At 71.3% G+C, this 22,313-nt stretch carries 25 protein-coding genes; 15 read left to right on the plus strand and 10 right to left on the minus strand.

Translation table 11 applies throughout. The annotated features are described in order from the left end of the window. Nucleotides 1-129: 129 nt before the first annotated feature. Both AB0H84_RS47265 and AB0H84_RS47270 read left to right on the plus strand, forming a co-directional pair. Complete coding sequence (locus AB0H84_RS47265) at nucleotides 130-888, plus strand: SDR family NAD(P)-dependent oxidoreductase (protein WP_357619884.1); 759 nt, start codon at nucleotides 130-132, stop codon at nucleotides 886-888. 99 nt (nucleotides 889-987) lie between these two features. Continuing rightward, nucleotides 988-1,773: an alpha/beta fold hydrolase gene (locus tag AB0H84_RS47270; RefSeq protein ID WP_357619886.1), complete on the plus strand. Its 786-nt coding sequence runs from the start codon at nucleotides 988-990 to the stop codon at nucleotides 1,771-1,773. A 102-nt stretch (nucleotides 1,774-1,875) separates the two neighbouring features. On the opposite strand, the gene AB0H84_RS47275 is transcribed toward AB0H84_RS47270, so the two are convergent. The 3 genes from AB0H84_RS47275 to mce all read right to left on the minus strand — a co-directional run bounded on the left by AB0H84_RS47275 (nucleotide 1,876) and on the right by mce (nucleotide 5,118). Continuing rightward, complete coding sequence (locus AB0H84_RS47275) at nucleotides 1,876-3,084, minus strand: AI-2E family transporter (RefSeq protein WP_357619888.1); 1,209 nt, start codon at nucleotides 3,082-3,084, stop codon at nucleotides 1,876-1,878. Between the two features lie 137 nt (nucleotides 3,085-3,221). Beyond that, the gene (locus AB0H84_RS47280) at nucleotides 3,222-4,502 is read right to left on the minus strand and encodes a DivIVA domain-containing protein (protein ID WP_357619890.1); all 1,281 of its coding nucleotides are present in this window, start codon (nucleotides 4,500-4,502) and stop codon (nucleotides 3,222-3,224) included. Nucleotides 4,503-4,695: 193 nt separating this feature from the next. Then, on the minus strand, nucleotides 4,696-5,118 hold the full coding sequence (mce, locus tag AB0H84_RS47285) for a methylmalonyl-CoA epimerase (protein WP_357619892.1): 423 nt from the start codon (nucleotides 5,116-5,118) through the stop codon (nucleotides 4,696-4,698). Between the two features lie 84 nt (nucleotides 5,119-5,202). On the opposite strand from mce, the gene AB0H84_RS47290 reads away from it, so the two are divergent. The 5 genes from AB0H84_RS47290 (at nucleotide 5,203) to AB0H84_RS47310 (ending at nucleotide 8,499) form a co-directional block, all read left to right on the plus strand. After that, a complete protein-coding gene (locus tag AB0H84_RS47290) occupies nucleotides 5,203-6,390 on the plus strand; it encodes an acetyl-CoA C-acetyltransferase (protein WP_357619894.1) in 1,188 nt (395 codons plus the stop codon). A gap of 104 nt (nucleotides 6,391-6,494) precedes the next feature. Continuing rightward, nucleotides 6,495-6,923, plus strand: coding sequence for a hypothetical protein (locus AB0H84_RS47295; RefSeq protein WP_357619896.1), 429 nt, complete (start codon nucleotides 6,495-6,497; stop codon nucleotides 6,921-6,923). After that, the gene (locus AB0H84_RS47300) at nucleotides 6,917-7,144 is read left to right on the plus strand and encodes a helix-turn-helix transcriptional regulator (protein WP_357619898.1); all 228 of its coding nucleotides are present in this window, start codon (nucleotides 6,917-6,919) and stop codon (nucleotides 7,142-7,144) included. Before AB0H84_RS47295 ends, AB0H84_RS47300 begins: the two co-directional genes overlap by 7 nt. Beyond that, the gene (locus AB0H84_RS47305; RefSeq protein WP_357619900.1) at nucleotides 7,141-8,121 is read left to right on the plus strand and encodes an NAD(P)-dependent alcohol dehydrogenase; all 981 of its coding nucleotides are present in this window, start codon (nucleotides 7,141-7,143) and stop codon (nucleotides 8,119-8,121) included. The genes AB0H84_RS47300 and AB0H84_RS47305 overlap by 4 nt, the downstream gene beginning before the upstream one ends. A gap of 9 nt (nucleotides 8,122-8,130) precedes the next feature. Further along, a complete protein-coding gene (locus AB0H84_RS47310; RefSeq protein WP_357619902.1) occupies nucleotides 8,131-8,499 on the plus strand; it encodes a hypothetical protein in 369 nt (122 codons plus the stop codon). Between the two features lie 78 nt (nucleotides 8,500-8,577). Here AB0H84_RS47310 and AB0H84_RS47315 read toward each other — a convergent pair whose 3' ends face one another. From AB0H84_RS47315 to AB0H84_RS47325, 3 genes are all read right to left on the minus strand, one after another. Next, a complete protein-coding gene (locus AB0H84_RS47315; protein ID WP_357619903.1) occupies nucleotides 8,578-8,730 on the minus strand; it encodes a hypothetical protein in 153 nt (50 codons plus the stop codon). A gap of 161 nt (nucleotides 8,731-8,891) precedes the next feature. Then, on the minus strand, nucleotides 8,892-9,563 hold the full coding sequence (locus tag AB0H84_RS47320; protein WP_357619905.1) for a DUF4230 domain-containing protein: 672 nt from the start codon (nucleotides 9,561-9,563) through the stop codon (nucleotides 8,892-8,894). A 67-nt stretch (nucleotides 9,564-9,630) separates the two neighbouring features. Further along, nucleotides 9,631-11,001, minus strand: coding sequence for a hypothetical protein (locus AB0H84_RS47325; protein WP_357619907.1), 1,371 nt, complete (start codon nucleotides 10,999-11,001; stop codon nucleotides 9,631-9,633). Nucleotides 11,002-11,231: 230 nt separating this feature from the next. On the opposite strand from AB0H84_RS47325, the gene AB0H84_RS47330 reads away from it, so the two are divergent. The 4 genes from AB0H84_RS47330 to AB0H84_RS47345 are packed head-to-tail and all read left to right on the plus strand — an operon-like array spanning nucleotide 11,232 to nucleotide 14,831. Then, the gene (locus AB0H84_RS47330; protein ID WP_357619909.1) at nucleotides 11,232-11,753 is read left to right on the plus strand and encodes a MarR family transcriptional regulator; all 522 of its coding nucleotides are present in this window, start codon (nucleotides 11,232-11,234) and stop codon (nucleotides 11,751-11,753) included. Nucleotides 11,754-11,787: 34 nt separating this feature from the next. Then, entirely contained in the window at nucleotides 11,788-12,726 is a 939-nt protein-coding gene (locus tag AB0H84_RS47335; RefSeq protein ID WP_357619911.1) for a tetratricopeptide repeat protein, read from the plus strand. 9 nt (nucleotides 12,727-12,735) lie between these two features. Beyond that, on the plus strand, nucleotides 12,736-13,365 hold the full coding sequence (locus tag AB0H84_RS47340; RefSeq protein ID WP_357619913.1) for a cytidylate kinase-like family protein: 630 nt from the start codon (nucleotides 12,736-12,738) through the stop codon (nucleotides 13,363-13,365). Nucleotides 13,366-13,421: 56 nt separating this feature from the next. After that, nucleotides 13,422-14,831 (plus strand): NAD-dependent malic enzyme, encoded by a 1,410-nt coding sequence (locus tag AB0H84_RS47345; RefSeq protein WP_357619915.1) that lies wholly within the window; start codon nucleotides 13,422-13,424, stop codon nucleotides 14,829-14,831. 196 nt (nucleotides 14,832-15,027) lie between these two features. Here the strand turns inward: AB0H84_RS47345 and AB0H84_RS47350 are convergent, their stop codons facing one another. The 4 genes from AB0H84_RS47350 to AB0H84_RS47365 form a co-directional block, all read right to left on the minus strand. Beyond that, nucleotides 15,028-15,519 (minus strand): hypothetical protein, encoded by a 492-nt coding sequence (locus tag AB0H84_RS47350; protein ID WP_357619917.1) that lies wholly within the window; start codon nucleotides 15,517-15,519, stop codon nucleotides 15,028-15,030. Between the two features lie 49 nt (nucleotides 15,520-15,568). Then, complete coding sequence (locus AB0H84_RS47355) at nucleotides 15,569-16,630, minus strand: glycosyltransferase family 4 protein (RefSeq protein ID WP_357619919.1); 1,062 nt, start codon at nucleotides 16,628-16,630, stop codon at nucleotides 15,569-15,571. 87 nt (nucleotides 16,631-16,717) lie between these two features. Further along, nucleotides 16,718-17,026 carry a MerR family transcriptional regulator gene (locus AB0H84_RS47360; RefSeq protein ID WP_357619921.1) on the minus strand — a complete coding sequence of 103 codons (309 nt, stop codon included), beginning with the start codon at nucleotides 17,024-17,026 and terminating at the stop codon, nucleotides 16,718-16,720. A 49-nt stretch (nucleotides 17,027-17,075) separates the two neighbouring features. Continuing rightward, nucleotides 17,076-17,501, minus strand: coding sequence for an Hsp20/alpha crystallin family protein (locus AB0H84_RS47365; protein ID WP_357619923.1), 426 nt, complete (start codon nucleotides 17,499-17,501; stop codon nucleotides 17,076-17,078). A gap of 219 nt (nucleotides 17,502-17,720) precedes the next feature. Here AB0H84_RS47365 and AB0H84_RS47370 point away from each other — a divergent pair, with 219 nt between their 5' ends. Genes AB0H84_RS47370 through mrdA form a run of 4 tightly spaced genes read left to right on the plus strand, consistent with a single transcriptional unit; the run spans nucleotide 17,721 to nucleotide 22,308 of the window. Continuing rightward, on the plus strand, nucleotides 17,721-18,749 hold the full coding sequence (locus AB0H84_RS47370) for a rod shape-determining protein (RefSeq protein WP_357619925.1): 1,029 nt from the start codon (nucleotides 17,721-17,723) through the stop codon (nucleotides 18,747-18,749). 2 nt (nucleotides 18,750-18,751) lie between these two features. Continuing rightward, nucleotides 18,752-19,900 carry a rod shape-determining protein MreC gene (locus AB0H84_RS47375; RefSeq protein WP_357619927.1) on the plus strand — a complete coding sequence of 383 codons (1,149 nt, stop codon included), beginning with the start codon at nucleotides 18,752-18,754 and terminating at the stop codon, nucleotides 19,898-19,900. Continuing rightward, the gene (locus AB0H84_RS47380; protein WP_357619929.1) at nucleotides 19,890-20,552 is read left to right on the plus strand and encodes a hypothetical protein; all 663 of its coding nucleotides are present in this window, start codon (nucleotides 19,890-19,892) and stop codon (nucleotides 20,550-20,552) included. The genes AB0H84_RS47375 and AB0H84_RS47380 overlap by 11 nt, the downstream gene beginning before the upstream one ends. Beyond that, the gene (mrdA, locus tag AB0H84_RS47385; RefSeq protein ID WP_357620065.1) at nucleotides 20,434-22,308 is read left to right on the plus strand and encodes a penicillin-binding protein 2; all 1,875 of its coding nucleotides are present in this window, start codon (nucleotides 20,434-20,436) and stop codon (nucleotides 22,306-22,308) included. Before AB0H84_RS47380 ends, mrdA begins: the two co-directional genes overlap by 119 nt. Nucleotides 22,309-22,313: the final 5 nt, after the last annotated feature.

Genomic DNA, 22,313 nt, shown 5'->3' on the forward strand with positions numbered 1-22,313 from the left:
CAGCCCCCCTCCTGTGGGCGGGGGGCCTTCGTGGCCCCGCGCCGGTGGCGTTTGCGGTCATAAGGGCCGCCCTCGCACTGGCGTCGCGCAATCCGTAGAATCTTGTTCGGTTTCGAGCGAGGAGGCACTGTGGACGCGTTTGCTCTCACCGGTAAGAACGCTCTGGTCACGGGGGCGTCGAAGGGGATCGGGCGGGCCATCGCGCTCGCGTACGCCGAGGCGGGGGCCGACGTGGCGCTCGTGTCCCGGTCGGCCGAGGCCCTGGCGGAAGTGGCCAAGGAGGTCGAGGCGCGCGGCAGGCGCGCGGTCGTCATCCCCGCCGACCTCACCGACCGCGACGCCGCCACCGGGGCCGTGGCGGCGGCGATCGACGGGCTCGGGCACCTCGACATCGTGGTCAACAACGCGGGCGGCTCCAACTTCCTGGTCGAGTTCAAGGACCTGCGGCTGTCGGGATGGGACAAGCTCATGCGCCTCAACCTCGACTCGGCCATGATCGTCTGCCACACGGTCGCCCCCCACCTGCTGGCGCGGGGCGAGGGCACGGTCATCAACGTGGCCTCCGTGGCGGCGCTCGGCGCGCCCTTCCTGGCGCCCTACGCCGCCGCCAAGGCCGGGCTGGTGGCGTTGACGAAGACGCTGGCCGTGGAGTGGGCCCAGACAGGGGTCCGGGTCAACGCCCTGTGCCCTGGGTGGACGGCCACCGACCTCAACCGCAACCTCTGGGAGGACGAGAGCGCCGGGGCCGCCACGGTCGCCGGTGTGCCCATGCGGCGCTGGGGGACGGTGGAGGAGATGGCTCAGCCGGCCGTCTTCCTGGCCAGTCCGGCTTCGGCGTACATGACGGGTCAGGTGCTGTTCGTGGACGGCGGCGCCACCGCCATATAGGTCTTTATGACTGTTTTTACGGAAGCGGTCAGCGTTATGGGTGATATCGGCATGCGACATTGAGTGCTTGGCGCCCTGAACCGGGTTACCGTGTGGTCCGTGCAGCTCTACACGAGATCGTCCGGGACCGGGCTCCCGGTTGTGCTGCTTCACGCGTTCCCGCTGTCGTCGGCCATGTGGCTGGCCCAGCGGGAAGGGCTGGCCAAGGCGTGCCGGGTCATCACACCAGACCTGCGCGGCTTCGGCGGGTCACGGCTGGGCGACGATGAGCCCTCCGTCGACCTGATGGCCGACGACGTCGCCAGGCTGCTCGACGACGAGGGCATCGACAGGGCGGTGGTCGGCGGGCTGTCCATGGGCGGCTACGTGACCATGGCGTTCTGCCGCCGCCACGCCGACCGGGTGCTCGGTGTGATCCTGGCCGACACCAAGGCCGGCGCCGACCCGCCCGCGGCGCGGGACAACAGGGAACGCATCGCCCAGGCCGTGCTCGCCGACGGCAGCGACGTGCTGGTCAGCGAGGTGCTTCCCGGGCTCATCGGGCCGACGACCAAGGAGCGGCGGGCCATGGTGTTCGGGCGGGTCAAGGGGCTGGTGCAGTCCGCGCCGCCGGGCGCCGTCGCCTGGGCGCAGCGGGCCATGGCCGCCCGGCCTGACTCCTTCGACACGCTGAGCACGCTGAAGGTGCCGCTGCTCGCCGTCGTGGGGGAGGAGGACGAGCTGGCGCCGCCCGCCGAGGCCGAGGCGATGGTGCGGGCCGTGCCCGACGGGCGGCTGGAGATCATCCCGAAGGCCGGCCATCTGAGCGCCGTCGAGCAGCCCGAGGCGTTCAACGCGGCGGTGACCGAGTTCCTCGACACCGACCTCGGCGGCTCCCGCCCCTGACCACCCACCCGGCGAGCGTGCTCCTCCAGGGACCTCAGCCGGAGTGTGGCGGCTCGTTCGGGTACGGCGGGTGCGGGACGACGCCCCTTTTCCCGAGGGGCCTCAGACGCGATCCTGGCGCGGCACCACGACCTCGCGGATGATCAGCGAGATCGCCGCGGCCACCGGGATGGCCAGCAGCGCGCCGACGATGCCCAGCAGCGCGCCGCCGAACAGCGCGGCGATCACCGTCACGGCCGGCGTCACGTCCACCGAGCGCTTCATCACCCTCGGGTAGATGAAGTAGTTCTCGACCTGCTGGTAGACCAGGAAGAAGATCGCACAGGCGATGCCGGCGGGCACCGACTGCAGGAACGCGACGCCGGTCACGAGCACCGCGCCGAGCGTGGCGCCCACCAGCGGGATCAGGTCCGTCAGCGCCACGACGAGGGCGAGCGCGAGCGCGTACTGGACGCCTGCGACGGACAGGAAGATCCAGGCCAGGACGCCCGCGATGACCGAGATCAGCACGTTGCCCGCGACGTACCCGCCGATGCCGGTGAGGATCTCCTCGCTGATCGCCCGCGTCCGCTCCCTGCGGGAGGCCGGCACGAGCTTGAGCAGGTAACCCTTGATCGTGTTCAGGGAGCCGAGGAAGTAGAGCATGAGCACCAGCAGCGTCACCGTGGTGTACACGCCGTTCAGCACCACGAGCCCCGCGCCCATGATCCCGGTGGCGAGCGAGGGCCCCAGCGTGGTCGTCACGAACGTCTTGAGCTGCGCCAGTATCTGGTAGTCCGCGTCGAGCTGGTGCAACGTGGGGTTCTTGCCGAGCTCGGCGACGTAGCCGGGCACCGCCGCGACGAACTCCGACAGCTGCTGGCTCACCGGCGGCACCACGGCCAGGCCGAACAGCGCGAACGCCACGATGACCCCGGCGAACACGATCGAGATCGCGCCCCGCCTGGCCAGGCCGCGCCGCTGCAGGGACTCGACGGCCGGGTTCAGGCCGACGGCGAGGAACATCGCGACCACGACCAGGATGATCGTGCTCAGCGACTGGACGACCATCTGGGCGATCGCGATCGCCGTCAGCACCCCGAGCCCGCCGACCAGCCCGAACAGGAAGGGACCCCGGGCGAGCGGCTTCCCGGGCAGTCCGTACGGCTGCGCGGCGTCGTCGCCCTCCTGAGCCCGGCTCTCCGCGGCCTTCGGACGCTCCGCGGCGGCGGTGGATCCGGCGGTGGGTCCGGCGGTGGATCCGGCGGTGGATCCGGCGGTGGGTCCGGCAGTGGACTCGGGCTCGGTGGTGGGCTCGGTGTCCGCGGACAAGGTGACTCCCAGGGAAGGCCGACGGCAAACCTCGTACAAGCTGATGCAAAGAGAGAGCCTAGCGACCATCAGGTCGCCAGGCTCTCTCTTACCTGCTGTTCAGTCCCCGTGTGCAGCCCCGTGGTCAGACCCGGCCGCTACTCCTGCCACCATTCGGCGTCGTCCTCGGACTTGGTCTCCACCTTGGGGGCGGGCGCCGGGGCCTCGACGACGGAGGGCGCGGCGAGCGCGGGCTTCGGCGGGGCGGCCGTGACCGCGGGCTCCGGCTCCATGCCCGGCAGGGCGGCGCCACCGAGCAGCTGGCGCAGCTGGGCCAGGTGGCTGGTGATGCTGTCGCGCTGGCGGGTGAGCTCGTCGACCTGGCGCTGCATCGCCGTGCGGGTGCGCTCGGCCTCGGTCTTGGCCTCGGTGACGATCGTCTCGGCGCTCGACTTGGCCTCGGTCACGATGGTCTCGGCGCTCTTGCGCGCGTTCGCGACGAGCTGCTTGGCGTGCAGGTCGGCCTCGCGGCGGGTCTGCTCAGCCTGCTGGGTGGCCTTGGTGGCCCGCGACTCGGCGGTGGCGGCCCGCTGCTCGGCCTCGGCGACCAGCTTCTGCGTGGCGGCCTGCGCCGTGGCGTGGCGCTCGGCCTCCTGGCGCTCGGCCTCCTCGCGGCGGGAGGCGAGCTGGATCTCGAACTCGGCCTCGTCCTGCGCCCGCTTGGCCTCGGACTCCTCCAGCACCCGCTGGGCCTGCGCGCGCATCTCGTCGGCCTGCCGCTTGGCGGTGGTGAGCACCTCGTCGCGCTCGCGCTTGGTCGAGGCGCGCAGCTGGGCGACCTCGCGCTCGGTGGTGGTGCGGAGCTTGGCGATCTCGCGCTCGGCGTCGGCCCGCTTCTCCGCCACCTCGTGGTCGGCCGTGGCCCGCAGCTTGGCGACCTCGCGCTCGGTGGTGTTGGTCAGCTCGTCGGCCTCGCGGCGCGCGGTGGAGCGGATCTCATCGGCGTCCCGCTCGGCGGCGGAGCGCATCTCGTCGCTCTCGCGAGTGGCCTGGGCGCGCTTCTCGGCGGCCTCCGCCTCGGCGGCGGCGCGCAGGTCGGCGGCCTCGACCTTGGCGGCGGCCTTGATCTCGTTGGCCTCGGACCTGGCGGCCTGCACGAGCTCGGTGGCCTGCTCCTCGGCCAGGCGGAGCAGCTGCTCGATGCGGGCGCCGAGGCCGGAGTAGGTCGGGCGCTCCTGCTCCTGCAGCTGGCGCTGGGAGTCGGACAGATCGCGCTGCAGGCTCGTGACCTGCTCGCGGGCCTGGCGAAGCTCTCCGTCGAGCTGCTTCAGGTGATCGTGGACCTGATGCCGGTCGTAACCACGGAGCACCACGTCGAACTCGCGTGCTGGGGCGTCTTCGAAGAAGTTGTTGAGCTGGGCGTCGATGTCGGACTGCATGGAGGCTCGATCCTGGGTTGTCGAGACGGCTACACGGGCCGGACGGGGGGTTCGGGGCATCCGATCCAGGAGCCTGTGCCTCGCGGCAGGCTCCATGTCCGGTGGAAGGTCAAGCGTACTCCGCTGGTGCCGCCTGCGAAGCCCCGTCCAACTTTCTGCGTGACTAGTTACATATGCGCTTTTTGTCCCATTTCTAGTGCTCGGCCGCCTGGACCAACTCTGTCAGCATTCCCCCCACGTCCTTGGGGTGCAGGAACGCGATCTGCGAGCCCATCGACCCGTGCCGGGGACGCTCGTCCAGCAGCCTCACACCCTTCTCGTTGATCTTAGCCATGGCGTCGTGTACATCGGCCACGCCGAATGCCACGTGGTGGACGCCCTCCCCCCGCTTGGCGAGGAATTTCCCCACGGGGGAGTCGTCCGAGAGAGGCTCCAGAAGCTGGATGTAGGAGCCCCCGCCTTCGCCGTCGGCGATGTGCAGCATGGCCTCTTTGACGCCTTGCTCCTCGTTCACCTCCCGTGCCACGACGGTCAGCTCGAACGTCTCCGAGAAGAACGCGATCTTCTCTTCGAGGTTCCTGCACGCGATCCCGATGTGGTCGATCCGCATGAACATGTGTGGTTCACCTCCATAGCCGGCGTCCGCCTACTCGTGGGTATGGTGTCAAAGAACCCGACGTGAGCGTAGGAGGCCGTTGTCATGTCCAGTTCCGTCATCGTGGCCGGAGCTCGCACCCCCATCGGCAAACTCCTGGGATCCCTGTCCGGGCTGCCGGCGGTGGAGCTCGGGGGCATCGCCATCAAGGCGGCGCTGGAGCGCGCCGGAGTGGCGCCGGAAGCGGTCGAGTACGTCATCATGGGCCAGGTCCTCCAGGCCGGCGCGGGGCAGATCCCCTCGCGCCAGGCCGCCGTCAAGGCGGGCATCCCGATGACCGTCCCCTCCATCACCGTCAACAAGGTCTGCCTGTCGGGCCTCGACGCCATCGCGCTGGCCGACCAGCTCATCCGCGCGGGCGAGTTCGACATCGTGGTGGCCGGCGGCATGGAGTCGATGACCAACGCCCCCCACCTCCTGCCCGGCCTGCGCAAGGGCGTCAAGTACGGCGGCTCGGACGTCGTGGACTCGATGGCTCACGACGGCCTGTTCTGCGCGTTCGACCAGTGCGCGATGGGCGAGTCGACGGAGCGTCACAACGCCCGGCTCGGCATCGGCCGCGAGGAGCAGGACGCCCTGTCGGCCCGTTCCCACCAGCTGGCCGCCGCCGCCATCAAGAACGGCGTCTTCGAGGACGAGATCGTCCCCGTGGAGATCCCGCAGCGCCGCGGCGAGCCGCTGATCGTCCGCGAGGACGAGGGCGTACGCGGCGACACGACCCCGGAGACCCTCGCCAGGCTCCGCCCGGCCTTCGCGGCGGACGGCACCATCACGGCGGGCTCGGCCTCGCAGATCTCGGACGGGGCGTGCGCCGTGGTGGTCATGTCGAAGTCCAAGGCGGAAGAGCTGGGCCTGGAGTGGCTGGCCGAGATCGGCAGGCACGGCAACGTGGCGGGCCCCGACGCCTCCCTGCAGTCCCAGCCGGCCAACGCCATCAAGCAGGCGATGGCCAAGCAGGGCGTGACGGCCGGCGACCTGGACCTGGTGGAGATCAACGAGGCTTTCGCCAGCGTCGTCCTGCAGTCCGTCAAGGAGCTGGGCGTCCCCCTCGACAAGGTGAACGTCAACGGGGGCGGCATAGCCCTGGGCCACCCGATCGGGGCGTCGGGCGCGCGGATCGTGCTGACGCTGGCGTACGAGCTGAGGCGGAGGGGCGGCGGTCTCGGCGCTGCGGGCCTGTGTGGCGGCGGTGGCCAGGGCGACGCCCTGCTCATCACCGTCCCCAAGCGGTAGCGATAGGAGCCGGTAGGGCGGTCGGGTCATCCGGCCGCCCTTTCTGCGGCCGTGTGATGTAAAGAATTCTAGACATCAAGTCGGAGTTGTTTTACATTCGAGGCATGGCACCCGAAGAGAAACGCGCGTGGATCATGGCGGTGGTCTCGGCCTGCGCGTACGGCACCTACATCGCGATCATCCTGGGCAGGGCCCGGGGCGTCCCCCTCGCCGAGGCGCCGTACGCGGCCACGCTGCTGTGGAGCGTCGGGAGCGCGATTGTGGCGACGATCGTGCTGAACATCGCGGTCTCGATGGCCTCCCCCAAGGACATCGGCAAGAAGGACCAGCGCGACAGAGAGATCCATCGGTACGGCGAGTACACCGGACAGTGGTGCCTCGTGCTGGGCGGCGTCGCGGCGCTGGGGATGGCGATGGCCGAGGTGGACCACTTCTGGATCGCGAACGTGATCTATCTGGCCTTCGTCCTGTCGAGCGTCCTGGGATCCGTGCTGAAGATCGTCGCCTACCGCCGGGGCCTGCCGTCATGGTGAAGCCCACCAAGGTCACCAACTCGATCCGGGCCCTGCGGTTCGCCCACGGTGAGATGACGCAGGCGGAGCTGGCGGAGAGAGTCGGGGTGACGCGCCAGACCGTCATCGCCATCGAGCAGGGCCGCTACTCGCCGTCGCTCGAGATGGCGTTCCAGATCGCGCGGGTGTTCGGGGTCCCGCTCGATGACGTGTTCCAGTATCCGGACGGAGAAGCGTCATGAAAGCCATCGTTCACGACACGTACGGGCCCGCCGACGTCCTGAAATATGTGGACACCGCGCCCCCGGTCCCCGGCCCGCGCGACGTCCTGTTACGCGTGCACGCGGCGGGCCTCGACATGGGCGTCTGGCATCTCATGGAGGGCGTGCCGTACGTGATGCGCCCGGCCATCGGGCTCCGCGCCCCCAAGACCAAGGGGCTCGGCACGGACGTCGCGGGCACGGTCGAATCGGTGGGGGCGGACGTGACCCGGTTCCGGCCGGGCGACCGCGTCTTCGGCACGTGTGGCGGCGGCGCTTTCGCCGAGTACGCGTGCGCCCGCGAGGACCGGCTCATGCCGCTCCCAGAAAACCTCACCTTCGAGCAGGCGGCGGCCATCCCGACCTCGGCCATCACCGCCCTCCAGGCACTGCGCGACAAGGGGCGGGTGCGGGCGGGGCAGCAGGTGCTGGTCGTCGGGGCCGGCGGGGGAGTGGGGACGTACGCGGTGCAGCTGGCCAGGGCGTTCGGCGCGGAGGTCACCGGGGTGTGCAGCGCGGCGAAGGCGGACCTCGTACGGTCGATCGGCGCCGCCGAGGTCGTCGACTACACGCGCGAGGACTTCGCCGACGGGACGCGCCGTTACGACCTCATCGTCGACACGGCGGGAAACCGCCCGCTGTACCGTCTCCGTCGCGCCCTGACCCCTCGGGGGACGCTGGTCATCGTCGGCGGCGAAGGCGGCGGGCGATGGCTGTCGGGGCTGGACCGCCAGCTTCGTACCGCCCTGCTGGCGCCGTTCGCCCGCCGGCGGCTCCGCGTGGTCTTCGCCTTCCCCCGGGAGTCGGACTTGCGGCAGTTGGCGGAGCTGGCCGGCTCCGGCACGTTCACGCCCGTCATCGACAGGACGTTCCCGCTGGGCGAGGCCCCTGACGCCATCCGTCTCCTGCTGCGCGGCCAGGTGCGCGGCAAGGCCGTCATCACCGTGCCGGCCGGTTAGTCTCGCCGCATGGCGAAGGTCCTGGCTACGGGGATGTCGGGCACGGGCAAGTCGACCACGCTCAGGGTCCTGGCCGCGCGCGGCCACAGGACCGTCGACACCGACACCGACGAATGGAGCCACTGGGTGACGGCGCCCGACGGGTCGCCGGACTGGGTGTGGCGCGAGGACGCGATGACCGCCCTGCTCGACGGACACCGCGAGGCAGTCCTTCGCGACCTGGCCCTCGTGGAGCCGCTGTTGCGGGCCACGGCGACGTATGAGATCGACGCCTCCGCGCCCCTCGACAGCGTCGTGCGGCAGCTGGAGGCCCTTGGACAGCGCGATGCCCCGGTCCCACCAGGAAGGGACCGGGGCATCGCGACGCTCGCGTCATGAACCCGTGACGCCGCCCCCCTTACGGGGGCTGTTCAGCCCGGCCGCGAGGGAGGGTGCGGCCGGGCTGCTTGTGGGCGGTCATGAGGAGAGGAACTTGGCGAGGATCGAGCGGTGGCGACGCTCGGACCGCGCGCCCCTGCTGGCCTCTCTCGCGCGCCGCTCCTCGGCGGCCGCCCGCCGGAGTTCGGAGGCGTGGTACTGCATGACGGAGTATTCGAGTTCGGCGTTCATCCGAGTCCCCTTGTGTTTCGTGCTTCTTCTTCCCTGCACTCTTAAGACTCCTCCTAAGGCCCTCCCCGCCACATCGGGCGGATGCCTTATCTAGGGGCGTAAGAGCAGATAGGGAGGTACTTAGGAGGGTGCACAAGGGGCACTAAGGCACCCGTAGGGAGCTAGGGCTCGTCCGTGTACTTCACCGTGACCTTGGTGAAGCCGAGCGACTTCAGCAGGCCCGTCATCATCGCCTTGGTGTTGGCGTCCGCGCGGGCCCGCAGGTCGCTCGCCACCGCCGCCTCGGTGATCTTCTTCTCCGCCAGCAGGTACAGCTCCCGCTGATCACTCGGCGATCCGGACAGGAAGTCCTGCACCCGGTCGAACAGGCCGCGCTGCTGCGCGTACACGTACGACCGGCTGTTGTCCAGGTTCGGCTTCTCCAGTTGCGCCCGGGGCAGGCGCACGGTCGCCTGGGTGCGGTCCTCGGAGACCGTCACCGCGTCGGTGGCCAGGCCGGAGAAGTCCACGTACGCGTCCACCCCGCCCGCCCCGACGAACAGCGTGCGGGTGCCCTTGACCGCGTCGGGCAGGAAGTTGGCGTCCTTCTCCAGGTCCACGACGACCTGGAAGTTCCCGGTCGCGGCCTCGAAACGGCTCAGGTCCTTGATCGACTGCAGGAGCACCGGCTGGCTGCGGTCGACGGTCCGCTCGCCGAGCGGGTTGAGCCAGGTCCAGGCCAGGCGGCCGCCCACGACGAGCAGAACCGCCAGGACGAGGAGCCCCGCCACATATCGCCACCTGCGGCGCCGCTCGGAGGTGACCCCGGGCGGCGACGTACGGGAAGTCGTCATGCGAGCATGACTACCCGTCTGGCGATCACCATTCCCAGCCGTCAGGTGACATCTTCCAATCCGGCCGTCAGTCGGTAGGGGATCCCAAGCCGGCCATGGACGTGCTGGGGGCCGAGTTCGGCGTGCCCTCGGTCTCCGGGTACACCGGATACACGTGGCTCGACTCCGGCGACGGGCGGGCCGACGACGGCGCCAGCTGCGCCCGCGCCGGGCCTCCGCCGAAGTGCGTGCTCGACAGCCCGCAGTTCTGGAAGTCGCTGTAGAACATCCGCAGCCACTCCCTCCGCTGGTGCTCGCTCAGCCACGAGAACCAGGAGGCCGCGTACTGGTGCTCGGGCAGCGGGCCCCCGGGCAGCGGCTCGCCGCGCAGCCACGCCATCACGATCTCCCGGTAGCCGTCCGCCACCGTGCCCGGGCAGCGGGCGGCCAGGGACTCGATGTACTCGTACGCGGCCTCCTCGGCGAACCCCGCGGAGAGGTCGGGCACGTGGATGGGCGCCAGCCCGTTCGACGGCTTCAGCTCCTCCTCCAGCGGCCGCTGCTCCACCCGCGTGAACGCCGCGGGCGTCCCCGCCAGCCGCGAGGCGATCTGCGTGAACGTCGCGCCCAGCTCCGTCAGCCCCGCCCGCATCCCCGGATGGACACACACCGTGATCGGCCAGTCCTGGCAGCTGTACGCGATGTCCACGGCCGCGGCCGGCTTCGGCTCGGCCAGCATCCGGGCCACGCCCGTCCCGGCCGCCAGCACGGACAGCAGCGCGCACGCCAGCACCAGCGCCTGCCTGGTCACCAGCGCCGCCCAGCCGAGCAGCAGCGCCGCCGTGAGGCCGAGCAGCCAGATGGTCTGGTCGAAGAACGGCGCCCCGCTCAACCCCTGGAACAGGTCGTACGGCTCCCCGGTGCCGGGCGCCAGCTTGTCGGCCCAGCCGCGCTCCTCGGCCAGCCACGAGAACAATCCGTAACAGGCGAGCCCGGCCAGGGGCGGCGTGTACGCCCTGGGCAGCACCCACCCCGCCACCCACCCGATCACCGAGTACAGGGCCAGCCCCGCCATGCCCATCCCGAGACCGGACAGGCTCAGGCGTCCCGCCTGGTCGGTGAGGACCGTCTTGACCGCCAGCACCAGCACCGTCGCCCCGAACGACCCCATCACGACCACCACGATCGCCAGCGGCGCCTTCAGCGCCCGCCACGTCGTGAGCGACCGCCCGCGCAACGCCCTGCGCTTGCGCAGCGCCACCCAGGCCGCGAAGGCCGCGGCCACGGGCCCGGTCATCCGCAGCGAGCCGATGACCGCGGCCACGATGTTCTCCCACGCGTCCACGCCGGGTATCAGGACGTTCCACGCCGCCACCAGGCCGAGAGCCATGAGCACGGCCACCGTGACGGCCGCGCTGTGTTTCAGCTCCTCTCGTGAAACGCCCGCGTGCTCACGCACCCTTTTCCCCGTTGACGTTCATCAAGCACCCCCCGTGCCCCTCGGCAAGACGGAAATCGGTCAGTCCGGCCCGTCCCCACAGGCCGATGGACTTGGCTTCCGCGTCACCATGCGTACGAGAACCATAACTGAGCGTGATGATTGACGTCCGTATTCTTGGTCAAGCGGGGATGCCTGTCGCTCCAGGTCACCGGACGAACCGGGATGACCGGCGCGCTAGCGTATGCGCTGTGTCGCAGCCCAAGCCGCTCAACCTGCCGTTCGACCCCATCGACCGCGCCGCGGAGAGCTGGCGTGCCCACTTCGGGCCCTCCGCCGCCATGGCCGCGGTGACCTCGATCATGCGAGCGCACCAGATCCTGCTGTCGCAGCTCGACGCGCTCCTCAAGCCGTACGACCTGACGTTCGCCCGGTACGAGGCCCTCGTCCTGCTGACCTTCAGCAAGACCGGCGCGCTCCCGCTGTCGAAGATCGGCGAACGGCTGATGGTCCATCCCACGAGCGTCACGAACACGGTGGACAGGCTGGAGAAGTCCGGTCTGGTCATCCGGCTGCCCAACCCGCGCGACGGGCGCGGTGTGCTCGCCGAGATCACCAAGGCCGGCAGGGACGTCGTGGAGCGGGCCACCCGCGACCTGATGGAGGCCGAGTTCGGCCTGACGATGTACGCCGAGGACGAACTCCACCAGATGTTCGCCCACCTGCGCACCCTCAGGGTGGCGGCGGGCGACTTCCAGGAGGGCGGCGGGTGACTCGTCGCCTCGACGATGCGGCAAGATGAAGAGCATGGCGGACTTCTCTAGGCCCGGGTCACTCTACGGAGCGATTGACCTGGGCGCGCGCAAGCAGGCCCTTGAGGCGCAGGCCCGGCGGGAGGCGGCGGGTCCCCAGGCGGCCTCGTCGGCCTCGGTCGTCGACGTGACCGAGGAGACGTTCACGACCGACGTCATCGACCGGTCGATGACCGTGCCCGTGGTCCTCGACCTGTGGTCGCCGAGGGCGCCGGGCAGCGCCCAGCTCAGCCCGGTGCTGGAGAAGGTGGTCGGCGAGCTCGCCGGCAGGGCCGTGCTGGCCAAGGTCAACGTCGACATCAGCCCGCAGATCGCCCAGGCGCTGCGCGTGCAGGCCGTGCCGACCGTGCTGGCGATCTTCCAGGGGCAGGCCGTCACCGGCTTCCAGCAGGTGCTGCCCGAGCAGGAGGTGCGCCGCTGGCTCGACGAGCTGATGGGCGCGGTCGAGCAGTTCTACCAGGCCAACCCCGGTGCCCGGCCCCAGACGGCGCCCGGCGGGCCGGAGGAGCCCGCGGGGCCGCCGGTCGACCCCGACATCGTGGCCGCCGAGCAGGCCATCGAGAAGGGCGACCTCGACGCGGCGGCGGCGGCCTACGAGCGCCTGCTGGCCCGCGCACCCGGCGACGAGGACGCCAAGATGGGCCTCGCCGGCGTCAGGCTGATCAAGCGCACCGAGGGCGTCGACCCCGCGGACGTCCAGCGGCGTCTGCAGGCCCCGGACGACATCGACGCGCACCTGCTCGCCGCCGATCTGGAGATGCTGTCCGGCTCGGTCGACGAGGCGTTCGCCCGCATCATCGCCGTGGTCAAGCGCACCTCGGGCGACGAGCGCGACAAGGCCAGGCGGCACCTGCTCGGCTTGTTCGACGCGTTGCCGGCCGACGATCCGTCTTTGGCGAAAGCGCGTAGAGCTTTGGCGAGCGCACTGTTCTAACCTGGGTGTATGCGGGTCGTCACCATATCCGCGACATACGGCACGGCCGGCAGCCAGATCGGCCCGGCCGTCGCGGAGCGTCTCGGTGTGCCCTTCGTCGACCGCGCCATCCCCAGCGCCGTGGCCCAGGAGCTGGGCTGCACGCTGGAGGAGGCGCTGGCCCACGACGACCGGGCTGAACGCGGCCTGGGCAGGCTGCTCTCGGGTGCGATGCGGCTGCCCACGGTCACCTTCGGCGGCGTGGACATGTACGTGCCGGGCGCGATGCCGCTCGCGCCCGAGGAGTTCGTCCGCCGTACCGAACGCATGCTCAAGGACATGGCCGGCGACCAGGGCGGGGTCTTCCTCGGCCGGGCGGGGGCCGTGGTGCTGGCCGACCATCCGGGCGCGCTGCACGTCCGGCTGGACGCGCCGGTCAAGCGCAGGATCCGGCAGACGGCCACGCTCGGAGGGATGAGCGAGCGCGACGCCCGCAGGATCATCGAGGACAACGACCGCGCCAGGGTGTCGTACGTGCGCCACTTCTACCGCGTGGATCCGACTGACCCCTGCCGATATCACCTGGTGATCGACAGCACCACGATCCCGGTTCCGACATGCGTCGATCTGATCGTCACGGCGGCCGAGGCACTCGACTGACCTGGGGAGCCCTATCATGGGGGACATTCTTGGTCAGTCCCGAAGGAGCGATTGACGTGGCGACCGTCCCGAGTGTGTCGTACTCCATCACCGTGCGTCTCGAGGTTCCGGCCGGCGGCAAGGCCGTCAGCCAGCTCACCCACGCCGTAGAGTCGGCAGGAGGTGTCGTCACCGCCCTCGACGTCAGCAACGCGGGCCATGAGAAGCTCCGCATCGACGTGACCTGCGCCGCCAGGGACACCGACCACGCCCAGACCATCGTCGACCAGCTCGAGGCCGTCGAGGGCGTCGTCATCCACAAGGTGTCCGACCGCACGTTCCTCATGCACCTCGGCGGCAAGATCGAGATGAAGTCGAAGGTGCCGCTGCGCAACCGCGACGAGCTCTCCATGGCGTACACGCCGGGCGTGGCGCGCGTGTCGATGGCCATCGCGCGCAACAAGGAGGACGCCAGGCGCCTGACCATCAAGCGCAACACGGTCGCCGTCGTCACCGACGGCTCGGCCGTGCTGGGGCTGGGCAATATCGGCCCCGAGGCCGCGCTGCCGGTGATGGAGGGCAAGGCGGCGCTGTTCAAGCGGTTCGCGGGCATCGACGCCTGGCCGATCTGCCTCGACACGCAGGACGTCGACGAGATCGTCCGCACGGTGCAGGTGATCGCGCCCGGGTTCGGCGGGATCAACCTCGAGGACATCGGCGCGCCGCGCTGCTTCGAGGTGGAGCGGCGGCTGCGCGAGCTGCTCGACATCCCCGTCTTCCACGACGACCAGCACGGCACGGCGATCTGCGTGCTCGCCGCCCTCACCAACGCCCTGCGGGTGGTCAACAAGAGCATCGAGAACGTCAAGATCACCATGGCGGGCGCGGGCGCGGCCGGCAACGCGGTGCTGCGGCTGCTGCTGGCGGCCGGCGCGCGCAACGTGGTCGTGTGCGACTACCTGGGGGCGGTGCACCGCGGGCGCGACGACCTCGACGAGTCGCTGCGCTGGATCGCCGACCACACCAACGCCGAAGGCTACTCGGGCGACCTGCGGGGGGCGGTCAAGGACGCCGACGTGTTCGTGGGCGTCTCCGCGCCGGGCATCCTGACCGGTGACGACATCGCCACGATGGCCAAGGACGCGGTGGTGTTCGCGCTGGCCAACCCGGAGCCCGAGGTGTCGCCCGACGACGCCCGCGAGCACGCGGCCGTGGTGGCCACGGGGCGCTCCGACTACCCCAACCAGATCAACAACGTGCTGGCCTTCCCCGGCGTCTTCCGCGGGCTGCTGGACGCGCAGGCGGACGGGGTGACGCAGGAGATGCTGCTGGCCGCCGCCGGCGCCCTCGCCGCCGTCGTGACGCCGGAGGAGCTGGGTCCCAACTACATCATCCCCAGCGTGTTCCACCCCGACGTGGCGGCCGCGGTCGCCGCCGCCGTGCGCGAATCCGCCGGCGGACGCGCGCGCGGCTTCACCGAGGCATAAAGATCATTGTCCTGTACGGCGGGGCCCGCTCGGCGTCCCGCCGCACGCCCTTCGGCAGCACCGGCGCCAGAAACGCCGCCTCATGAAAGGCGGCTACGAGTGCTTGGAAGAGGCGTCTGTTCGGTGGCGCACGGAGGCCGGTACGCCGTCGCGCCGTCCGAGGCGGCGGCCGGACCCCGTCCCGTGGGCGCGGGTGTCACGAGAGCTGGGCTGTGATGGCGGGCATGAGCTGGTAGCTCTCCTGGAAGACCAGGTTGTGGGCGTCGCCGGCGGCGATCACGCGCAACGTGTCGAGCTGCGCTTCCGCGTCCGCCGTGTCGAAGACGTTCATCGGCCAGTCACCGACCGTGTTGCCCCGCAGGTGCGGGTGGTGGAAGTCGCATCCGTAATGGGCCACGACGGCGATCGGCTGGACGTGGCTGGCGCGCTGCTCCGGCCACGTCAGCGACCACATCGCGTTGAGCCCGCCCTCGCGGGAGCGGGTGACCCCGCTCGACACCACGTCACCGGTGCCGAGCAGCAGGTCGGCGTTGACCTCGTCGAGGGCTCTGCGCGCCACCGGGTCCAGCAGTTCGGTGGCCGTGGCGAACAGGCGCTCCTTGTCCTCCCGCGAGACGGCCTGGCCGTGGATGCCGTCGCGAAGATCGCAGAAGTGACGGATCAGGGCTTGGTTCATGGGAGTGCACATGCCACCCCCCTTCCCAGCCGCCGCACGGCCAGACCACCTCTGGGAGCGGTCAGGCGGCCACGGGGGTGGAGCGCCGGTCGTCGATCAGCTGTTCGTAGATCTTCTCGTACCCGCGGGCCATGCTGACCGCGTCGAAATGGCGGATCACGTGGGCGCGGCACTCGGCGGGGGGCAGGTTCCCGGCCGCCTCGATCGCGGCGGGCAGCTCCCCGGGGTCCGCGCACACGAAGCCGGTGACCCCCGGCTGGACCACCTCGGGCACCGCCCCGCCGCGCAGGGCGACCACCGGCGTGCCGCAGGCCATGGACTCGATCATGACCATGCCGAACGGCTCCTCCCACTGGATCGGGAAGAGCAGGCAGCGGGCGTTGACCAGGAGCTTGCGCTTGGCGGCGGCGTCGGCCTCGCCGACGTAGACGGCGTCGTCGCCGAGACGTGGCCGGATGTGGGTGTCGAAGTACGCGTGCTCGGACGGCTCGGTGAGCTTGCCGGCCAGCAGGATGCGGCGGCCCGCGGCCCGGGCGGCGTCGATGGCCAGGTGAGCCCCCTTGTCGGGGCTGAACCTGCCGAGGAAGAGGGTGTAGTCCTCCTTGCGCTCCTTGAACGGGAAAGCGGTCACGTCGATCGCGTTGTGCACGGTCCCGACCCAGTTGAGGTCCGGCGCCTGCAGGCGCTGCGAGGTGGAGATCGACACCAGCGCCACCGCGTCGCCGAGCTGCCGGTAGTAGTCGGCGAGCTCGCCCTGCGCCGCCCCGTGCACGGTGACCACGGTCGGCACCGGGCGGCCGGCCGCGGTGAGCGGTCCGGCGAGCGAGTGGTCGTGGACCACGTCCACGTCCAGCTTCTCCACCATCCGGGCCACGTGGGCGGCGTGGACCACCTCGGGCAGCGACTCGCCGACCCGGCCGGAGGGCGGCTCGGCATAGGTGGCCAGGAAGCGTGCCGGCGTGCCCGGTCGCCCCGCGCCGATCAGGGTGACCTGGTGCCCGAGTTTGAGCAGTGCCCGTACCAGGTCGTTGAGCACGGCCTCGATGCCGCCGTACGCGCGTGGGGGCACCTCGAACCAGGGCGGTGCCACCATCGCGATGTGCAGCCGGGACCGTACGGACATCAACAATCACCTCCGTTGTGACGGGACCCATGGACACGGCCCCGCCGCCTGCACATGCGGGGCCGTGGGAAGTCGGCGGAGGCCCGGCTACTCCTCGAGGCGGGCCTTCGCCTGGGCGAGCTCCTCGCGCAGCTCGGTGACCTCGCGCTCAAGCTCGAGGATGCGGCGGATCGCGATGAGGGTCATGCCCTCGTCGGCCATGCGCGTGACGCGCTGGACGGTCATGATGTCGCGGCGCGAGTAACGCCGCTGGCCTCCCTCGGAGCGGCTCGGGGTGACGACGTCGTGCTGGTCCAGGCGGCGCAGGAAGGCCTGTTGCACGTGGAGCATCTCGGCGGCCTGCCCCATGGAGTAGAGAGGGGCGTGCTCGTCGTCGAAGGGGAGATCGGACATCATGGGTTCCATGCTCTCGGGGGCGGGCGCCCACCCGCCCCCGTGGACGAGGTCAGGCCGGGATGGCCCGGGTTTCGCCGCGTCGGACTTCGACCTTGCGCGGTCTCGCGCGTTCGAGGATCGGAATGCGTACGGTGAGCACGCCGTTGGCGTAGCCCGCCTCGATCCGGTCGCTGTCGAGGTGCTCCGACAGATAGACGCGCCTGCTGAAGGCGCCCATCGGACGCTCGCGGACGAACACCCGGTCGTCCTCGCCGATCTCCTCCTCGCGGTGCGCGCTGACGGTGAGCACGCCGCGATCGACGGTCACCTCGATGGAGCCCGGATCGACGCCCGGGAGATCGAAGCGCAGGACGACGTCGTCGTCGTGACGCAGGCCGTCCATCGGCATCGAGGGGCCGTTGAGAACGCGCGGCGTCAGCCGGCCGAACTGGCGCTCGAACTCCTGGATGAACGGGTCTAGGGAAGTCAGCAGCATCGGTACCTCCTCGCTTGCTCGAGAGCCGGGGGGACCTCCAATTCGAGTCGCAGGTTAGCTCCTGCTTCTTCAGCATGCAACTGTGCTTGCGAGAAAGCTGGATATCGATGTTGCACAAACTTCCTCATGGAGTTATAACTTCTCTGGACTCAGACGGAGAGAGTTGCCGCCCGAGACGGAAGGCCCCGCGCCCTGCTCGGGCTCCGCCCGGGGGGAGACATGTCTGTGCTCGATTTCCTCGGCCGTGACATGGCAGTGGACCTTGGCACGGCCAACACGCTCGTGTACGTGCGCAACCGCGGCATCGTCCTCGACGAGCCCTCCGTGGTGGCGCTGAACACCAGAACCGAGAAGATCGTCGCGGTCGGCCACGAGGCCAAGCAGATGATCGGCCGCACGCCCGGCCACATCGTGGCCATCCGCCCGCTGGCCGACGGCGTCATCACCGAGCTCGACGTGGCCGAGCAGATGCTGCGCTACTTCATCCAGAAGGTGCACCGGCGCCGCTACTTCGCCCAGCCCCGCCTGGTGGTGGCCGTGCCCAGCGGCACGACGGGGGTCGAGCAGCGCGCGGTCAAGGAGGCCGGCTACCAGGCCGGGGCGCGCAAGGTCTACATCATCGAAGAGCCCATGGCCGCCGCCATCGGGGCGGGGCTGCCCGTGCACGAGGCGGTCGGCAGCATGGTCGTCGACATCGGCGGCGGTACGACCGAGGTGGCCGTCATCTCGCTCGGCGGCATCGTCACCGCCCGCTCGCTGCGGGTCGGCGGCGACGAGCTCGACGAGGCGATCATCGCGTACGTCAAGAAGGAGCACTCGCTGCTCCTCGGCGAGCGCACGGCCGAGGAGATCAAGATCGCGCTGGGCTTCGCCTGGCCGCAGAAGGAGGAGCCGAAGGCCGAGATCAGGGGGCGCGACCTGATCAGCGGCCTGCCGCGAACCGTCACGATCTCCGCGGACGAGGTGCGCGAGGCGATCGAGGAGCCGGTGCACGCGATCATCGACGCCGTGCAGACCGCGCTCGACCTGTGCCCGCCGGAGCTGGCCGGCGACCTGGTGAAGAACGGCATCACGCTGACCGGCGGCGGCGCCCTGCTCCGCGGGCTGGACCGGCGGCTGGGCGAGGCGACCGGCATGCCCGTCACGACCGTCGAGAACCCGCTGCACTCGGTGGTGCTGGGCTCGGGGCGCTGCGTCGAGGAGTTCGACCGGCTGCACGGCGTGCTGGTCCCGGAGCCGAGGCGCTGACCATGCGATTCCTCCATCGTCGCGCGCGCGTGCTCGTCCTGCTGGTGGCCGCCGCGGCCGTGCTCATCACCCTCGACTTGCGCGGCCGCGCCTCCGTCCTGCGCTCCGCGGGCGCCGCCGTAACCGGTCCGGCCGAGCAGGCGCTCGCTTCCGCCGCCCGTCCCCTGTCCGCGCTGGCGGGCGCGGGAGAGGCCCGGCGGCGCGCCGAGGAGCTGGAACGGCGGAACGTACGGCTGGCCGCCGAGCTCTGGGCCGAACGCGCGGCCAGGACCCGCGACGCGCAACGGGCCGACCTTCTGGCCACGTACCGCGCCAAGGAGGCTCACGGTGCCGACGACCCGCGCGTTGCCCGAAATGCCGACGGTGCTACGGACGGTCACCGTGTCGGTGACGCACACGGTGCCAAGGACGCTCACCGTGTCGGTGACGTACACGGTGCCCGGGACGTGCGGCGCGTCGCCGACGGGCCGCGCGACGCGTCCCAGGCCCGGCGGGCACGTCTGAGCCTGGTGACCGCGCAGGTCATTGCGGCGCGCGACGACACCGTCGCCATCGACGCCGGCACGCGGGCCGGGGTCCGTCCCGGCCTGGCCGTGGTCACCTCCGACGGCCTGGCGGGCCGGGTGATCGAGGCGGGGCCGAGCGTAGCCACCGTGCTGCTGCCCACCGCACCCTCCGCCGCCGTCGGTGTCCGGGCCACGGGCTCCGACGAGACCGGCGGTGCGGCCGGCCGCGAGGCTGGCGGTGTGGCGGGCCGCGAGGCTGGCGGTGTGGCGGGTCGCAAGGCGGGCCGCGAGACCGGCGGTGAGGCGGGCCGCGAGGCCGGTGGCGCGGCGGGTCGCGAGGCCGGTGGCGCGGCGGGTCGCGAGGTGGGCCGGGCCAGCGGCGGTGCGATTGGCACGGTCACTGGTCGGCGCGGGGACGGGCTGCTCGCCCTGCGCCTGTTCGACGCCGACGCCCCGCTCCGCCCCGGCCAGCGGGTGGAGACGCTGGGGTCGAGCGGCCGGACGCCGTACCCGCCCGGCGTGCCCGTCGGGACCGTCGAGCGCGTCGACCCCGCCCGCGACCAGCTGACCCGCACCGCCCTGGTCCGCCCCGCCGTCACGTTCGGCACCCTCGACGTCGTAGGCGTGATCATCGATGCGGGCTAGGTTCGCGGCGGCCGCCGTGCTGGCCCCGCTGCTCCAGGTGGCCATGCTGGAGCGGCTTCCGGCTGGCCCCGATCTGGTCATGCTCGTGGCCGTGACGGCGGGGCCGGCCATGGGGCCGGTGGCCGGGGCGGTGACCGGGTTCGCCACGGGGCTCGTGGCGGACCTGGTCCCGCCCGCGCTCCCGCCCGCGGGCCGTACGGCGCTGCTGCTCTGCGTGCTCGGCTACGCCTGCGGGCTGCTGCCGCGCAAGATTCCCGTGGCGGCCGGGATCCTCGCCGGGGGCGCGGCCGGCACCCTGGCCGCCACGGGCGCCGGTCTGCTGATCGACGGCTGGCCGGATAGCCCGGCGCTCGCTGCCCTGCTGATCGACGGCTGGCCGGATCGTCCGGCGCTCGCCGCCCTGCCGCTCAACCTGATCGCCGTGCCCCTGGTGTGGCTCCTGCTCGCCGGGCGCGGCCGGTCACTGTTCAGAAGGCACTCCGATGCGACGCTTCCTCCTGGTCCGGTTGCTGGTGTCCGCGCTGTTCGTCGCCCTGCTCGGCCGACTGTGGCAGGTGCAGATCCTGGACGGCGAGCGCTACACGGAAGCCGCCGTCGCCGACCACGTACGCCACATCGCCATCCCGGCCGTGCGCGGGCGCATCCTCGATGACCGGGGGCGCCCGCTGGCCCGCAACCGCGCCGCCATGGCCGTGTCCGTGGACCGCGTCGCCCTGAGCCGGCAGCCCGACCACGGGCGGGCCACGCTGCGCCGGCTCGCCGCCCTGCTCGACCGCCCTTACCGCGAGCTGGCCGGGCGGATCCGGCTGTGCGGGCCGAAGGTGGGCAAACCGTGCTGGGCAGGGTCGCCGTACCAGCCCATCCCGGTGGCGGAGGGCGTGGCCGAGCGGGACGCCATGCGGATCGTCGAACGGCCGGAGGAGTTCCCCGGCGTGACCGCCGAGCCGCGGCCGGTACGCGACCACCCGCGCGGCAACCTGGCCGCGCAGGTGCTGGGCTACCTGGCGCCTGATGAGACCTCAGGGGGCGGGCTCGTGGGCAAGGACGGCCTGGAGGCCGCGTACGAGGCCGACCTGCGTGGCCGGCCCGGCAGCCAGGACGTGGTGGTGGACAGCGCCGGGCAGGTGCTGCGAACCCAGCGCGAGCAGCCCGCGACGCCGGGCGCCACGCTGGTCACCAGCATCGACGCCCGCGTGCAGGCCGTCGTCGAGAAGGCACTGGAACGCGCGGTGCGCAGAGCGCGCAAGGCCGACTCCGGCGCCGCCGTCGTGCTGGACGCCCGCACCGGACGCGTCACGGCCATGGCCTCCTACCCCGGTTACGACCCCGACGTCTGGACCGGCGGCATCGAGCCGGCCGACTACCGGCGGCTGATCAGCGCCGAGCGGGGCAGCCCCCTGGTGTCCAGGGCCGTGCAGGGGCAGTGGCCACCGGCCTCCACCTGGAAGGTGGTCTCGACGGCCGCCGCCGCGGCCTCCGGCTACGACCTGGAAGGCCGCTACGACTGCCCCGGCTCGTACCGGATCGGCGGCCGGGCCTTCCGCAACTTCGAGGGCGCCGACCTCGGCGCCATGGACCTGCGCCGGGCGCTGGTCGTGTCCTGCGACACGATCTTCTACCGGTTCGCGCGCGAGATGTGGCCCCGCGAGCCGATGCAGCGCATGGCCAGGGACTTCGGCTTCGGGGTGAGGACCGGGGTGGACCTCCCGGGCGAGGCGGCGGGCCGGGTGCCCGACAGCGCGTGGAAGCGGCGGCAGTGGGCGCAGACCAAGGACCGGATCTGCAAGGACGCCCGCGAGGGCTATCCCGGGACGGCGAAGAGGGACCCCGCGCGGGCCGCCTACCTCAAGGCGATCGCCGCCGAGAACTGCGCCCACGGCTACCTGTGGAGCCCCGGCGACGCCGCCAACTTCTCCATCGGGCAGGGCGACGTGCTGGTCACGCCGCTGCAACTGGCCCGCGCGTACGCGGCACTGGCCAACGGCGGCACCCTGTTCAGCCCGCGCGTCGGCAAGGAGGTGCGCGGCCCGGACGGCACGCTGATCCGCACGATCACCCCGCCGGTCGCCGGCCGCCTTCCCGTCCCCGCCAGGACGCTCTCCTACATCCGGAGTGCCCTGGCGGAAGTCCCGAAGTCGGGAACGGCCGCGGCCGCCTTCTCCGGGTTCCCTCTCGGCAAGCTGCCGGTGGCGGGCAAGACGGGCACGGCGGAGGCGTACGGCGCCGAGGACACGTCCTGGTTCGCGTCGTTCGCCCCCGCCGACGACCCCAGGTACGTGGTGGTCGCCGTGATCTCCCAGGGCGGCTCGGGCGGCGACGCGGCGGCGCCCGCCGTACGGGAGATCTGGGCAGGCATGTACGGCCTGGAGGGCAGGAAGGCGGCGCTGCCGGAAAGGAGCAGGTCGTGACCGTC

Origin of the sequence: Nonomuraea sp. NPDC050786, from assembly GCF_040654115.1 — a bacterium.
Lineage (GTDB): Bacteria > Actinomycetota > Actinomycetes > Streptosporangiales > Streptosporangiaceae > Nonomuraea.

Bases quoted from the DNA above. Each gene is read 5' to 3' on its own strand.
- AB0H84_RS47280 (WP_357619890.1), bottom strand. From the start codon at position 4,502: ATGCAGTCCGACATCGACGCCCAGCTCAACAACTTCTTCGAAGACGCC.
- mce (WP_357619892.1), bottom strand. From the start codon at position 5,118: ATGTTCATGCGGATCGACCACATCGGGATCGCGTGCAGGAACCTCGAA.
- AB0H84_RS47290 (WP_357619894.1), top strand. From the start codon at position 5,203: ATGTCCAGTTCCGTCATCGTGGCCGGAGCTCGCACCCCCATCGGCAAA.
- AB0H84_RS47295 (WP_357619896.1), top strand. From the start codon at position 6,495: ATGGCACCCGAAGAGAAACGCGCGTGGATCATGGCGGTGGTCTCGGCC.
- AB0H84_RS47300 (WP_357619898.1), top strand. From the start codon at position 6,917: ATGGTGAAGCCCACCAAGGTCACCAACTCGATCCGGGCCCTGCGGTTC.
- AB0H84_RS47305 (WP_357619900.1), top strand. From the start codon at position 7,141: ATGAAAGCCATCGTTCACGACACGTACGGGCCCGCCGACGTCCTGAAA.
- AB0H84_RS47310 (WP_357619902.1), top strand. From the start codon at position 8,131: ATGGCGAAGGTCCTGGCTACGGGGATGTCGGGCACGGGCAAGTCGACC.
- AB0H84_RS47315 (WP_357619903.1), bottom strand. From the start codon at position 8,730: ATGAACGCCGAACTCGAATACTCCGTCATGCAGTACCACGCCTCCGAA.
- AB0H84_RS47320 (WP_357619905.1), bottom strand. From the start codon at position 9,563: ATGACGACTTCCCGTACGTCGCCGCCCGGGGTCACCTCCGAGCGGCGC.
- AB0H84_RS47335 (WP_357619911.1), top strand. From the start codon at position 11,788: ATGGCGGACTTCTCTAGGCCCGGGTCACTCTACGGAGCGATTGACCTG.
- AB0H84_RS47340 (WP_357619913.1), top strand. From the start codon at position 12,736: ATGCGGGTCGTCACCATATCCGCGACATACGGCACGGCCGGCAGCCAG.
- AB0H84_RS47350 (WP_357619917.1), bottom strand. From the start codon at position 15,519: ATGTGCACTCCCATGAACCAAGCCCTGATCCGTCACTTCTGCGATCTT.
- AB0H84_RS47355 (WP_357619919.1), bottom strand. From the start codon at position 16,630: ATGTCCGTACGGTCCCGGCTGCACATCGCGATGGTGGCACCGCCCTGG.
- AB0H84_RS47360 (WP_357619921.1), bottom strand. From the start codon at position 17,026: ATGATGTCCGATCTCCCCTTCGACGACGAGCACGCCCCTCTCTACTCC.
- AB0H84_RS47365 (WP_357619923.1), bottom strand. From the start codon at position 17,501: ATGCTGCTGACTTCCCTAGACCCGTTCATCCAGGAGTTCGAGCGCCAG.
- AB0H84_RS47370 (WP_357619925.1), top strand. From the start codon at position 17,721: ATGTCTGTGCTCGATTTCCTCGGCCGTGACATGGCAGTGGACCTTGGC.
- AB0H84_RS47375 (WP_357619927.1), top strand. From the start codon at position 18,752: ATGCGATTCCTCCATCGTCGCGCGCGCGTGCTCGTCCTGCTGGTGGCC.
- AB0H84_RS47380 (WP_357619929.1), top strand. From the start codon at position 19,890: ATGCGGGCTAGGTTCGCGGCGGCCGCCGTGCTGGCCCCGCTGCTCCAG.